We start from the raw sequence: 12001 nt of genomic DNA on the forward strand, positions 1-12001 counted from the left end.
ACCTCCTTGTCATAGTCTGGGCGATTTCAACCAACAAATCACAGTACGCCATCATGATAGCACGTATTCTATTTATTCGGAATATTACCATTATACTAAAAGTCTACAGGCATGAATCATACCCATTCCGTTCATACTACCTTCAAGACTTCTTTCGTTTGGAGGAAATGGTTTCATGTTCTATCGATTGCTGCTCTGTCTATCACTTCTCTGCGCCTTTACATTCCCCGTCCATGCCCAAACCGCCATCGGGCGTGTACAAGTAGATCCCTCCCCCTATTCTTCTCTTGCGGATCTCGTCAAAAAGTGCGACTTGATCGTAATCGCTTGGGTAGACAGTGCCCATCAGGCCTATCCAACGGGACGCACCATTCCCCAAGGCAAGATCGTGAACTACACACAAAGCCTCCAGGTAAAAACGGCCATAAAAGGTACGGCAGCCAGGCTATTAACGGTGATTAGCACTGGAGTAGAGCCGCTGCCTGATGCCTCCAGTCCACTTAACCTAACATACCCTGGGCCGCTGGCGGAAGGGAATTATTTATTGTTTTTACGAAAAGTGAGCGGATCACAGCTGTACAGTACAGCAGGTCTCTGGCAAGGCGTTTACCCCATCTATCAAGGAAAAACGATAGCTCTTTCCAACGTTGGCTTTACCGAGCTGAACCAGCTGTCACAAGAAGAAGCCATCCGAAAAATAACAGCGATATCCCGCTAACACCACAGCAAAAAACCGCTCTCGTAAATGAGCGGTTTTTTGACGGTTCCATCATGTGCTGTTAGTTGCGCATCACGTAGATGAAAATCACCATAGACACAGCACAAGCGAGTACACTGAGAATAAACCCCCAGATCACCCATTTGCTATTCGTCTTGTTTATGTGTTTGTCGTCCATGGAAACTTCTCCTCATTCAAGCATTCACCTTCTATTATAAGGTTGTTTGACAGGAAAGGGAAACCGTTTATGTGGCGAAAACTGTTAAAGACCTGCTCTCGTAAGACGGCGAATCCCCAGTGTACAGCCGCTTGTCACGAATAGTACACACATGACGACAAACGTCCCCAGCTCTCCTAGCGACAAACTCTCTTGACTAAGCACGCCCATGCCAATCGTCAAAAGTGACAGAGGAAAAAACATCCCAAGCCCAGATACATACAAGCCCAACCCTATAAAAACAGTGCAAACACTAATGCCGACAGGTACAGCAAAGCTCTGTATCCGCGTGGAAAGCCATAGTTGGAAGGAGATGATGGCGAGCGAGGCCAGCCAGCCTCGCATGATCCATCCGAACACTTCCATTGGAAACGAAAAATGTGCGTGTAGTCCAGCGATGAAACCCGCGCAAATATACAACACGAGGAAGAAAAGCTGCACAGCAAAAAGGAGAACACCAACCACCACCAGCTTCGCGAAAAAAATCGTTGGGGTTGCTACCGGTGCTGTCAGTATCACATTCCAGTTTCGGTTTACATGCTCCAGTCTGCACACGAACGAACAACAGATCGCGATGAGAATGGGCAAGAAAAATTCTCCGTAGAACAAGCTCACCTGCGTCCACAGGCTATACCAGCCATTTTGCAGGATCGCTTGGTTCATCCAGTAGTTGGCGAAGCCGATCAGCGTACTGAAAACAGGAAGCACAAGCAAAACGAGCCATATACGCGAACGTCGAAGTTTTACCCATTCTGCTCCCAAACATTTGATTAGCATAACAAGTTCCTCCCTACACGTCTTGCCGGGATACGTGAATGCTCCCAGCAAGGTAGAATGCGATGCCCATGAGTACGACGATGATCGGCAAATGAACACCGATTTCGCGTGTAGTAAACAGCATGGTTTCGTTCACGTATTGATACGTAACGGGCGAAAAGTCCACATAGTACGACCATATGAAAAGGCGTCCGATTTGTGGCGGAAACAAGCTCGCTGTCATGCCAATGAAGCCCCCGATCATCCCGAGACATAGACTAAATGCCTGATTTTTGATGGCGAGAGAGATCCATTGCTGCAGAGCAATCACCACGAGATTCGTCAGCGTGGTTCCTGCTACAAAATGGAGTAATATACCAATCGGAACTGGCTCTGCTAACCCATAGCCAATGCCAAATGCCACGATCGCCAATACCTGTAGAATGACTGCACTCCCCATCAAAACAGCCGCAGAGACGAATTTTGCCGCATAAACCGCTTTTCGGCTGACAGAAGCAGCCATCAACAGCTTCCATGTACGCCCTTTGTGTTCCATATCACAAATCCGTGAAACAATGACAGCCGAACCGATCGGCAAAAACAATCCATTCATGGCTGTAATCGTGACCAGTATGGCGCTCCACGTCGCGGCATCTGGATTTCTCGTCATGGAGGTACTGACAGCCATAAACCCCCATGCCAGTTCGATGCTCAAAAGAATGGCGAGCATAAGAAACAGACGCTTATGTCTAATTTTATAAAACTCTAGCAAGAGTGTCCTCATTACAAGCTCCCCTCCTTGCCTGTAAGGGAGAGGAAAATGCTCTCCAAGCTTTGTTTGTGCACTTCAATGCGATAAACATCAATGCCCGCCATAATCAGCGCCCGATTTGTCTGCGCTACCTCTCTATCCCCCATGCCTTCCATGACAAGGAAGCCATCTTGGAGACTTGGAGAATGCTCCCTATCTTGAAGAACCCTTCTCGCTTTTTCATTATCCTGCGTTTTCATCCAAACATGAGGCTGACTGTTCCGTTGCAGCTGCTCCATGCTCCCTTGAAACAAAAGCTTCCCCCCGTGGATAATGCCGATAGACGTGGCCACTTGCTCGATTTCCGAGAGCAGATGGCTAGAGAGTAGCACGGTCATTCCATACTGGTGTGGCAACGATTGGATCAATTCCCGAATTTCACCGATTCCTGCAGGGTCCAGACCGTTTGTCGGTTCATCGAGGATGACGAGCTTTGGAAAATGCAGCAAAGCCATGGCAATTCCCAGTCGCTGCTTCATCCCGAGCGAATACTGATCTACCTTTTTGTTCTGTTGCTTTTCCAAACGGACGATTTGCAAGGCTTTCTCTACATGTTTGTCCGGAACACCTCGCAGCCGCTGCATGACGCGCATATTTTCCAGGCCAGTAAGATGACCGTAATAGGAAGGAGCCTCAATCAAGGAACCCGTCTGACTCAAAGTTTCAATTCGGTTCCTGCTAAAATCCTTCCCGAATACAGAGACACTCCCTTCTGTCGGCTTGACTAATCCTAGCAGCATTTTAAGTGTCGTCGATTTTCCCGCACCATTTGGACCGAGGAAGCCATACACCTCCCCTTCTCCTACCGCAAGATTCACCCGCTGGACGGAATAGGCACCTCCATAACGTTTTGAAAGGTTTTCCGTTCGAATTACCGTATTCATCTTTTCTCGCTCCTATCTGTTGGTCTCTCCTACGAAATCATAGAGACCCAACCCGTCGATAAGCTGACAGGAACCTTACGACAACCTTAAATCGACTTCGAGTGGGTAGAACACACAAATCAAGCGAGTATAATGAATAAGGGTGATTCAATATGGAAGAGTGGAAACAGAAAAAAGTGCTCATCGTGGAAGATGAGCTTGATATCAGAAATATGATCGATGGATTTTTGCGTAAGGAAGGATTCTCTCGTATTTTTCATGCGGGTAGCTGTAAAGAAGCATTAGTGATATGCGCTTCGGACAAGCCAGATGTCGTAATCCTGGATGTCATGCTGCCTGATGGAGATGGATTTGGACTTTTGACTTCGATCCGTCGTTTCTCGCAAATCCCTGTCATTTTTCTGTCAGCCCGAGGAGAAGATGAAGATCGATTGCTCGGACTTGGCCTAGGTGCTGACGACTATATTGTGAAGCCATTTTTACCGCGCGAGCTCGTTCTCCGTCTCCTGGTCATTTTACGACGTGTATACGCCCCTCCCCAAATCGAACGGCTGCCTGTTTTCCAGCTTGGTGACAGTACAATCGATTTGGAGGCGGCAATCGTGACGAGAGATCACCACGAATATGCTTTGACCGCCAAGGAACACGCACTCTTGCGAAAACTCTATGAAAACCGGGGACGAATCGTCACAAGTGATGCCCTGTGCCAATCCGTATGGGGTGACGATTACTACGGGTATGAAAATACGCTGATGGTTCATATGCGGCGCATTCGCGAAAAGATTGAGCCATGTCCGTCCACTCCTGAATATTTGCTGACGGTAAGAGGACTTGGGTACAAATTACTCGTAAAGGAAGAGTTGTAGATGGATGGAGCTGTACGAATTTTACGTCGTTATACAGGTGCTTCTATCCTGATCGCCGTCTTTTTGCTCATCGTCAATTACATCATTCTCGGTACATTTGTTTTCAAAGGCATGAACGAAGGCTCTCCTCCCGTTCACGTCACACAAACTATCGCAGAAGGTCTCCACAAGAACGGTTCCCACTATACGTTGGAACCAAATGCACAAGATTGGTTGCAAAAGAGCCAGGCTTGGGCCATGCTGATTGCGGACGATGGAAAGGTCATCTGGGACTACGCCATACCGGACCAATTGCCTCGCGCCTATTCCTTGGCAGAAGTGGCGCAGTTCTCGCGAAATTACTTACAGGACTATCCTGTTTTTGTCTGGGAGCATGAGATGGGGCTGGTCGTCGTGGGCTACCCGAAGGACAGTCTCGCCAAGTACCAGATTCATTTACCAATCAGTTGGATAAGCGATTTGCCGTATCGATTACTGGCTTTGCTATTCGGAAATATACTGCTCGCCGCTCTTCTCTCGCTATTCATCGGCACTCGACTCATTCGGGCCATCCGCCCTCTGATTAGCGGAATTCACGCTCTGTCAGAAGATCAGCATACCCATGTCGAGGCAAAGGGAATGTTCAGCGGGATTGCCCGAAGCATCAATCATGCATCGACGCTTCTGCAAGAGAAGAACGCTATGCTAAAAGCCAGAGACGAAGCACGTTCGAATTGGATCGCGGGAATCTCCCATGATATACGCACGCCATTATCGATGGTGCTCGGGTATGCCAGTGAATTGGAAGAGAGCGACGCGGTGCCTTACGAACAGCAGCAAAAAGCAAGCATCATTCGAAAGCAAGGGGAAAAGCTCCGGTCTTTGGTCAGCGACTTGAATCTCGTTTCCATGCTGGAATACGAAATGCAGCCCATTCATACCAAACTGATTCGGCTATCGACACTTGCGCGGCAAATTGTTACTGACTTTTTGAACAATGATTTGTCAGAGGCCTTTACCATTGAGCTGGATGTCACGACTGAGCAATGCTTCGTGATGGGTGATGAAAAACTTCTTGTCCGCGCTATCACGAATCTCGTCCAGAACAGCATCGTGCATAACCCATCAGGCTGTCACATCCACGTGCAAACGACCCTGTCAGCCAACCAGCGCAATGCTCTCCTAATTATCACTGACAACGGAAAAGGCATTGAGCAAAGCATGCTGCCTGACTTGGTGGAATTGCCTTATTCGTCAAAAAGAAAATCTCCCTCACACAATGGTCATGGTCTCGGTTTGCCCATGGTTGCACGTATTGCAGCCGCTCATCATGGACGCCTGCTGTTAACAAGTGATACAGGAAAAGGGATGACAGCAGAACTTTGTTTCCCCCTCTCCTCCTAATCGGAATAGAACCATCCAGCAAAAAAAAGCACCTCCTTTGCCTCGCTAATCGAGAGTAGACTCTCAAAAGTGTGCAAAGTGGGTGCTTTTCGACTGATTATTTCACGAGATCGCGCATGATATCTTCAGCTTTGATCTCTGCCGTAATCAGCTTTTCTTTTTTCATCCAATCAATCAGAGTTTGCCAAGACTCCACTGTCTGGTATCCAAATGGCTTTTCTCCAGCATCCATCAACGGAATCAGGATATCCAAACTCTTGGTTTCAATGTCTTTTTCCAGTGGGAAATCGGCAGCCTGTTTGGTAAACAACAGATCGAGTGCCTTTTCCTTATTATTTTTCACATAGTCCTGGCCCTTGCCAATTGCACGGAGAAAACCTTCCACAGCTTTCTGCTTTTTGCCCAATGTATCGTCACTTGTCGCTAATACGAGCTCATAGTAGTCTGGAACACCAAACTCAAAAGGCTTGAACACATTGACAGGAACGCCGTGCTTCTCCAAAATCGGTTGCTCATGGTTGATATAGCCACCTACTACTGCATCGACCTTTTTGGCCGTCAACGCCGGGACGATGTCAAAGCCGATATCCGTGAAGGTTAGTCCGGAATCATCCCCACCAGCATGCTGCACAACTTGACGTACGATCGATTCATCGAGTGGAAGTGATGGATAACCGATATTTTTTCCAGCCAGCTCTTGCGGAGTATCGATTCCACTGTCTTGGCGCGTCATGATCACGTTTAACGGATGACGAACGAGTGCACCTACAGATACGACAGGAACTCCTTCTGCACGAGCTTGGACGAGCTGTGGTTGATAGCTGATCGCCAAATCTACTTTGCCAGCAGCTGCCATTTTCAGAGGATCATTGCTGTCGGAAGGCATTTGCATGGTCACCTTGAGGTTTTCTTCTTTAAAATAGCCTTGCTCCTCTGCGACATACAAGAAGGAATGTACGGCATTCGGATACCAATCGAGCGCAATCGTCAGCTCTGTCGCCTCCGCTCCTTTACCAGCAGGGGCTTGCGTCTGACCAGCATCCGAGCTCGCCTGATTGCCGCAAGCAGCAAGACCTGTTGCCAATGTGAGTGCCATGAATGCTTTCGTCCACTTGTTGAAAGGTTTCATTGTTGTTCTCCTTTGATTTTCATATGCGGGGAAAAATGACGTTCGAGTCGTCCAGCTAGCCAAAACAGCAGCATGCCGAGAATCGAGAGCAACAGGACCGAGGCAAACAACGCGGGAGCCTGAAAATTGCCGGATGCCCGTCTGCCAAAATACCCGAGACCCTCACTCGCCCCCAGCCATTCCCCAATCGTCGCCCCAGCCACACTGTAGGTAGCTGCCACTTTGAGGCCACTGAAGAAATGGGGTAAACTCGACGGCAATTGCAGCTTGGTAAAAATTTGTCCGTTTGTTGCCCCCATCGTTTTTAACAGCTGGAGCATTTCCTTGTCCGTCGAGCGAAGTCCGTCATATGTGTTGACGACGATCGGAAAGAAAGTAAACAGAATCGTAACAGCGATTTTTCCAGATAAATCATACCCGAACCACAAAATAAAAACGGGTGATAACGCTATAATTGGGATCGTTTGGGAGATGACGATATACGGATAGACCAAGCGTTCCACAATCCGACTGCGAATCATCGCAAATGCAAGGGAGATTCCAAACACAATCGAGATCGATAGCCCCAGTAACACTTCCTTTAACGTCGCCCAAAGATGTATACCTATTAGAGAGGCACGTAAATCCCACAGCGATACGACCATAGCGCTAGGTGGCGGTAGAATGAATGGCGGCACTCCGAGGAAGCGGCATCCAGCTTCCCACACCAGGAGAAAAATGGCGATGGAGATACCAAACCAAATGCCTCTCCCCATCATGCTTCTCTCCTCAACGGCTTCATGGCTGCTTGGCGCTCCTGTCGAAGCAGTTCCCAAATTTGTTCACGCAATGCCAAAAATCCGGCTTGGTTGCGGCTGCTTGCTGTTCGCGGTCTGCTTACCGGAACGGCTAATTCGATCGGCCTGGTGATCGGACTACCAGTCAGCACAATAATGCGGTCCGCGAGCAATATGGCTTCGTCGATATCGTGCGTAATCATCAGCATCGTACTGCCTGTTTCCTGCCACTTTTCCATCAGCCACTCTTGCATGTCCATTCTTGTAATTCCATCCAATGCACTAAACGGCTCATCCAGCAGCATCATCTCTGCGCCGGAAAACAATGCGCGCAAAAAGGAAACACGCTGACGCATTCCACCGGAAAGCTGGGCTGGGTAGCTGTCAGCCCACTCCTGAAGCCCGTACCTTGGCAATTGCTGTCTGACGCACTCATGCGCTTCTTTTTTTGTCATACCTTTGATTTCTAGAGGCAAGGCTGCATTTTCGACAATCGTACGCCATGGCATGAGCAGATCTCGTTGGGGCATATAGCCGACTTGCCCCAAACGATTTGCAACTGCTACATTGCCGAGCCTGATTTCGCCTTGCGTGGGCGTAAGAAGACCTGCGATGAGTTGAAACAAGGTGCTTTTCCCGATCCCGCTCGGACCGATCAAGCTGACGAACTCCCCTTTCCCCACACGCAGATCAAAATGATCAAGAATCTGCTTGTCGCCATACGAAAAGCTGACGTCGACGAAAGCTAGTTGTTCTCCCACGGCCACATTTCCTCTCTGTAGGACATGTCCCAGAACATGTACTCCATTTTGGAGGTATTGACAAAATACTCTTCCAGTTTGGCCAGCTCTTGCTCGCTCTTTCCTTCCGCCAATTGGTTCATGATATCAATCAGCCAGATCGCCAGCTGCCCAAACTCATCGGAGCTGTACATGCGTACCCATTCGCCATACAGTTCGTGATCCAGCGCCCCTTCTACTTGTGCCAAGCGCTTGCCGATTTCCCAATAGCTCCACGTGCATGGGAGTAGTGCGCTCACCAATTCTGCCAACGACCCTTGATGAGCGACACGCAGCATGTAGCTGGTGTACCCCAACATCACAAACGAAGGCTCTGTCGCTTCCAGCTCCGCGCGAGAGATACCGAAGCGCTCTGCATACTGGCGATGCAGCTCCATCTCTGTGTTCAGCGTCGATTCTTGCAAAGCAGCGAAGCGAGAACTTGTTTCCAGATCGTACGCCTTCACACTCGCAATCGCGAACATTTTCGCGTAATCAATCAGATAGATGTAGTCTTGTTTCATGTAATATTTGAATGCACCAACGGGCAGGCTGCCATCTCCAAGTCCGGTGACGAAAGGATGTTGATGAACACGCTCCCAGATCGGGGCTACACTTTTTCTTAAACGATCAGTAAAGGTTGTCATGCAATACTCACTCCTTCGCTTCCTTTGGGGTATTGCACCAGGTGGCAATGAAGCGGGCCATGATCTGGGCAAAATGAACAAGCTGGTCGGGATCAATGGATTCATCTACGGCATGAGCATGCGTGAGCTCACCGGGTCCGAATAGGACAGCCGGAATGCCTGCATGCGCAAACCAGCCTGCATCCGTCACCGTAGGCGACATCGTAACGATAGGTGCTTGATGCATGTGACTTTCATAGGCGGATTGCAGCGTTGCCAAGCCTGGATGTTTCGTATCCAACTCCAGTGAAGGGAAGATTTCACCGCGCTCCTCAATCATCGAACGTCCACCCCACCGGAATGTAGGAGGATTGTCTCTCAGCCAAAGATCAGCAGCAGCTGCACGCCCGACATGATCCTCGATCTCTCGGATGATCTCTTCGTAGGATTCATTCGGATAAAAATGAACGGTAATCCACAGAGCGCAACGGTCTGCGATAAATGCAGCGTGTCGACCTCCCTCGATGACTGCGGGATTGATCGTATTACTGCCTGCCGGGAAGCCGGGATAGGACTTCATGACAGCCCAGTCCCGCTCCAGTTCCTGCAGTGCGGTGATCACCTTCGTCATTTTTTCAATGGCAGAAGCTCCCCGAACACGTCCGCCTGCATGAATGGTCTGTGCACGCATTCCGTCATGCAGCGTCGTCGGACTCTCAATCGTGATCCAGCCTGTAATGACCCCGCCCTGCCCTTGTATGTGGAGATTGCTCGTATCCACTACAACGGCGTAGTCAGCCTGATAGCCACGCTCGATAGCGACCAATGTCCCCGCTTCACCCGCTTCTTCTCCGATGACGGATTGAACGAGCAGATCGCCTTGGAGCTCGATTCCGTGTTCGCGCAGCATTTGGATCGCAAACAGGCTCGCTGCCAGTCCGCCTTTCATATCCGCAACACCACGTCCGTACAAGCGCCCATCCTTGCCATGTGTCAGAGCAAAAGGTGGATAGGTCCACCCCTTGTCATCTCCGACTTCAGCCACATCGATATGCCCGTTGACAATCAAGCTGTTTGCCTGGGTAGAAGCACTCCCTGATAACCGACCGACGATATTGTCGTCTCCTGGATATACCGTCCAGCGATCTACTTCGAATCCCATCGCTTGCAGTCTGTTGGCGATTACTCCTTGTGCGGCATCGCTATTTCGCGCGGGAGGACTCACAGTCGGATGAGAAACGAGCTCTGCCAATAGGGCAAACAGCTCTTCTTTGCGGCTGGCAATCGATTCTACCGCTTCTGTCAGTCGATCCACGCTACTCAATCATCCCTTCAGTCGGGCTGCTTGCGGACGCGTAACGCTTTTTCGCGATACGGCCTGCCAGGAAGCCTTTGCGACCTGCTTCCACCCCGAGCTTCATCGCTTCTGCCATCAGAACAGGATTGTCAGCGAGGGCGACTGCTGTGTTCAACAAGACACCGTCCGCCCCCAGCTCCATCGCTTTCGCGCAGTCTGCTGGCGAGCCAATTCCAGCATCGACGATAATCGGTACTTTGGCATCCTCGATGATAAAGCGGAGATTGTTTTCGTTGACAATCCCTTGTCCGGAACCAATTGGTGACGCACCCGGCATAACCGCATGTACGCCAACCTCTTGCAGGCGTCGAGCAAGAATCGGGTCGTCATTGGTGTAGGTCAGTACGATAAAGCCTTCTTCCACCAAGATTTTCGAAGCCTCGAGTGTGCCAATCGGGTCAGGGAGAAGAGTTTTCGGATCTCCAATGACTTCGACCTTGATCATGTCACACAGTCCAGATGCTTTAGCCAAACGGGCAATGCGCACGGCTTCTTCTGCTGTATAGGCACCTGCTGTATTTGGTAGCAGGGTGAATTTTTTCAAATCGAGTTGTTCCAAAAAGTTCGGTTCTTGCGGATTTTCCAAATTCAAGCGACGAATCGCAAATGTCAAAATTTCTGCTTCTGACACCTCTACCGCTTTCCCTTGTGTATCCAAATCAGCGAATTTACCTGTCCCTAAAAGCAAACGGGAGCGAAACTCGTACGATCCAATTTTCAATGTATCCATCATGATCATCCTCCTCCGACAAAATGAACGATTTCTATACGATCTCCGTCTGCAATCGGTGTTTGTTCGTACGCTGAGCGATCAATAATTTCACCATTTCGCTCTACGACGACAATTTTCTCTTGCAGGGAATAAGAAGCAAGCAAGGCTCGCACTGTTGTGATCTCTTCCGCCAACTCTACTTTTTTCCCATTCAGCTGAACAATCATTGATTACCTCCTTCTACTGGAAAAAAAACGGCTTCTCCCGCCTGCCTGAGTCGATTCAGACAAACAGAAGAAGCCGTATACCCATCCCATCTCACCGGACGAATGGCATAAAAAAACCATCCGCCTCGGATGGTTGAGTGTCATCTTATCATCCATGTGCGCAAACAAGCATAGTTCCGCTCGGATGCGACATGTGATACTGATTCCAAATACCTCTTCCTCCGCTGGCATGACCCAGGTCAGGTTCAACGGTCAGTAACACACTCGTTACAATCTCAGCCAACGTTGCTTGGCCCCCGTTTGGTAGTAAAGCTATGCAATTGTCGTACATTCGAGTACTACAGTACCACTCTATTTCGCGTTTGTAAAGGCTTCCTTGTGCATCTTTTCCAGCTCAACGAGACAACGCTCTGCCCAAGCTGCCATTTTCGCAAGCTTTTCCATTTCTCTCTCCATCGCCTGACGCACAGATTCCTTGTAGTCTGGAATCGTGCCATTATAGCGAATGACCCCTTGGACAGGTGTCATGAATTTTTCCATGTAAGAGAGTGCTGGACGCTGGTGAAACAGCGGCACATCTACTTCGTAGGAAGAATGCAAATCACCTTGCGTTGGGTATTTGGTAACTGCCAACACTTTTACCAGCAGCTTCGAATCGTGGATTTCCAATACTTCTGCAATATACTCACCAGTTCGCTGCGAAACGCGAACGATATCTCCCGGATTCCAGTTCATCGCGGATTCCTCCTTTTATTGAATC

At 49.3% G+C, this 12001-nt stretch carries 14 protein-coding genes and 1 riboswitch; of the genes, 3 read left to right on the top strand and 11 right to left on the bottom strand.

Going from position 1 to position 12001, the window contains the following annotated elements; all coding sequences use genetic code 11:
• The first annotated feature begins 175 nt into the window (after window positions 1–175).
• Window positions 176–718 (top strand): hypothetical protein, encoded by a 543-nt coding sequence (locus FB479_RS24630; RefSeq protein ID WP_142067034.1) that lies wholly within the window; start codon window positions 176–178, stop codon window positions 716–718.
• A 262-nt stretch (window positions 719–980) separates the two neighbouring features.
• Here FB479_RS24630 and FB479_RS24635 read toward each other — a convergent pair whose 3' ends face one another.
• The 3 genes from FB479_RS24635 to FB479_RS24645 are packed head-to-tail and all read right to left on the bottom strand — an operon-like array spanning window position 981 to window position 3386.
• Window positions 981–1712 carry an ABC transporter permease gene (locus tag FB479_RS24635; protein ID WP_142067035.1) on the bottom strand — a complete coding sequence of 244 codons (732 nt, stop codon included), beginning with the start codon at window positions 1710–1712 and terminating at the stop codon, window positions 981–983.
• A gap of 13 nt (window positions 1713–1725) precedes the next feature.
• Complete coding sequence (locus tag FB479_RS24640) at window positions 1726–2475, bottom strand: ABC transporter permease (protein WP_142067036.1); 750 nt, start codon at window positions 2473–2475, stop codon at window positions 1726–1728.
• Window positions 2475–3386 carry an ABC transporter ATP-binding protein gene (locus FB479_RS24645; RefSeq protein WP_142067037.1) on the bottom strand — a complete coding sequence of 304 codons (912 nt, stop codon included), beginning with the start codon at window positions 3384–3386 and terminating at the stop codon, window positions 2475–2477. The genes FB479_RS24640 and FB479_RS24645 overlap by 1 nt, the downstream gene beginning before the upstream one ends.
• 152 nt (window positions 3387–3538) lie before the next feature.
• Between FB479_RS24645 and FB479_RS24650 the strand changes: the two genes are divergently transcribed.
• The gene (locus FB479_RS24650) at window positions 3539–4252 is read left to right on the top strand and encodes a response regulator transcription factor (protein WP_106655432.1); all 714 of its coding nucleotides are present in this window, start codon (window positions 3539–3541) and stop codon (window positions 4250–4252) included.
• On the top strand, window positions 4253–5635 hold the full coding sequence (locus FB479_RS24655) for a sensor histidine kinase (RefSeq protein WP_142067038.1): 1383 nt from the start codon (window positions 4253–4255) through the stop codon (window positions 5633–5635).
• A 97-nt stretch (window positions 5636–5732) separates the two neighbouring features.
• Here FB479_RS24655 and FB479_RS24660 read toward each other — a convergent pair whose 3' ends face one another.
• The 8 genes from FB479_RS24660 to kapB form a co-directional block, all read right to left on the bottom strand.
• Window positions 5733–6764: an ABC transporter substrate-binding protein gene (locus tag FB479_RS24660; RefSeq protein ID WP_142067039.1), complete on the bottom strand. Its 1032-nt coding sequence runs from the start codon at window positions 6762–6764 to the stop codon at window positions 5733–5735.
• Complete coding sequence (locus tag FB479_RS24665; RefSeq protein ID WP_106655435.1) at window positions 6761–7519, bottom strand: ABC transporter permease; 759 nt, start codon at window positions 7517–7519, stop codon at window positions 6761–6763. The genes FB479_RS24660 and FB479_RS24665 overlap by 4 nt, the downstream gene beginning before the upstream one ends.
• Complete coding sequence (locus tag FB479_RS24670; protein WP_142067040.1) at window positions 7519–8301, bottom strand: ABC transporter ATP-binding protein; 783 nt, start codon at window positions 8299–8301, stop codon at window positions 7519–7521. The genes FB479_RS24665 and FB479_RS24670 overlap by 1 nt, the downstream gene beginning before the upstream one ends.
• Window positions 8286–8966 (bottom strand): thiaminase II, encoded by a 681-nt coding sequence (gene tenA / locus FB479_RS24675; protein ID WP_106655437.1) that lies wholly within the window; start codon window positions 8964–8966, stop codon window positions 8286–8288. Before tenA ends, FB479_RS24670 begins: the two co-directional genes overlap by 16 nt.
• 7 nt (window positions 8967–8973) lie before the next feature.
• Window positions 8974–10269: an acetylornithine deacetylase gene (locus FB479_RS24680; protein ID WP_142067041.1), complete on the bottom strand. Its 1296-nt coding sequence runs from the start codon at window positions 10267–10269 to the stop codon at window positions 8974–8976.
• Window positions 10262–11035 carry a thiazole synthase gene (locus FB479_RS24685; protein ID WP_164724478.1) on the bottom strand — a complete coding sequence of 258 codons (774 nt, stop codon included), beginning with the start codon at window positions 11033–11035 and terminating at the stop codon, window positions 10262–10264. Before FB479_RS24685 ends, FB479_RS24680 begins: the two co-directional genes overlap by 8 nt.
• Window positions 11036–11037: 2 nt before the next feature.
• Entirely contained in the window at window positions 11038–11241 is a 204-nt protein-coding gene (gene thiS / locus FB479_RS24690; protein WP_007729348.1) for a sulfur carrier protein ThiS, read from the bottom strand.
• A gap of 199 nt (window positions 11242–11440) precedes the next feature.
• A riboswitch (TPP riboswitch) is annotated at window positions 11441–11551 on the bottom strand.
• Between the two features lie 41 nt (window positions 11552–11592).
• On the bottom strand, window positions 11593–11976 hold the full coding sequence (kapB, locus tag FB479_RS24695) for a kinase-associated lipoprotein KapB (protein ID WP_106655439.1): 384 nt from the start codon (window positions 11974–11976) through the stop codon (window positions 11593–11595).
• Between the last annotated feature and the right edge of the window lie 25 nt (window positions 11977–12001).

This window comes from Brevibacillus sp. AG162 (assembly GCF_006715575.1).
In the GTDB taxonomy this organism is placed as follows: domain Bacteria; phylum Bacillota; class Bacilli; order Brevibacillales; family Brevibacillaceae; genus Brevibacillus; species Brevibacillus brevis.

Excerpts from the sequence above, each read along its gene's own strand:
- FB479_RS24630 (WP_142067034.1), top strand. The coding sequence starts at position 176 with ATGTTCTATCGATTGCTGCTCTGTCTATCACTTCTCTGCGCCTTTACA.
- FB479_RS24635 (WP_142067035.1), bottom strand. The coding sequence starts at position 1,712 with ATGCTAATCAAATGTTTGGGAGCAGAATGGGTAAAACTTCGACGTTCG.
- FB479_RS24640 (WP_142067036.1), bottom strand. The coding sequence starts at position 2,475 with ATGAGGACACTCTTGCTAGAGTTTTATAAAATTAGACATAAGCGTCTG.
- FB479_RS24645 (WP_142067037.1), bottom strand. The coding sequence starts at position 3,386 with ATGAATACGGTAATTCGAACGGAAAACCTTTCAAAACGTTATGGAGGT.
- FB479_RS24650 (WP_106655432.1), top strand. The coding sequence starts at position 3,539 with ATGGAAGAGTGGAAACAGAAAAAAGTGCTCATCGTGGAAGATGAGCTT.
- FB479_RS24655 (WP_142067038.1), top strand. The coding sequence starts at position 4,253 with ATGGATGGAGCTGTACGAATTTTACGTCGTTATACAGGTGCTTCTATC.
- FB479_RS24660 (WP_142067039.1), bottom strand. The coding sequence starts at position 6,764 with ATGAAACCTTTCAACAAGTGGACGAAAGCATTCATGGCACTCACATTG.
- FB479_RS24665 (WP_106655435.1), bottom strand. The coding sequence starts at position 7,519 with ATGGGGAGAGGCATTTGGTTTGGTATCTCCATCGCCATTTTTCTCCTG.
- tenA (WP_106655437.1), bottom strand. The coding sequence starts at position 8,966 with ATGACAACCTTTACTGATCGTTTAAGAAAAAGTGTAGCCCCGATCTGG.
- FB479_RS24685 (WP_164724478.1), bottom strand. The coding sequence starts at position 11,035 with ATGATGGATACATTGAAAATTGGATCGTACGAGTTTCGCTCCCGTTTG.
- thiS (WP_007729348.1), bottom strand. The coding sequence starts at position 11,241 with ATGATTGTTCAGCTGAATGGGAAAAAAGTAGAGTTGGCGGAAGAGATC.
- kapB (WP_106655439.1), bottom strand. The coding sequence starts at position 11,976 with ATGAACTGGAATCCGGGAGATATCGTTCGCGTTTCGCAGCGAACTGGT.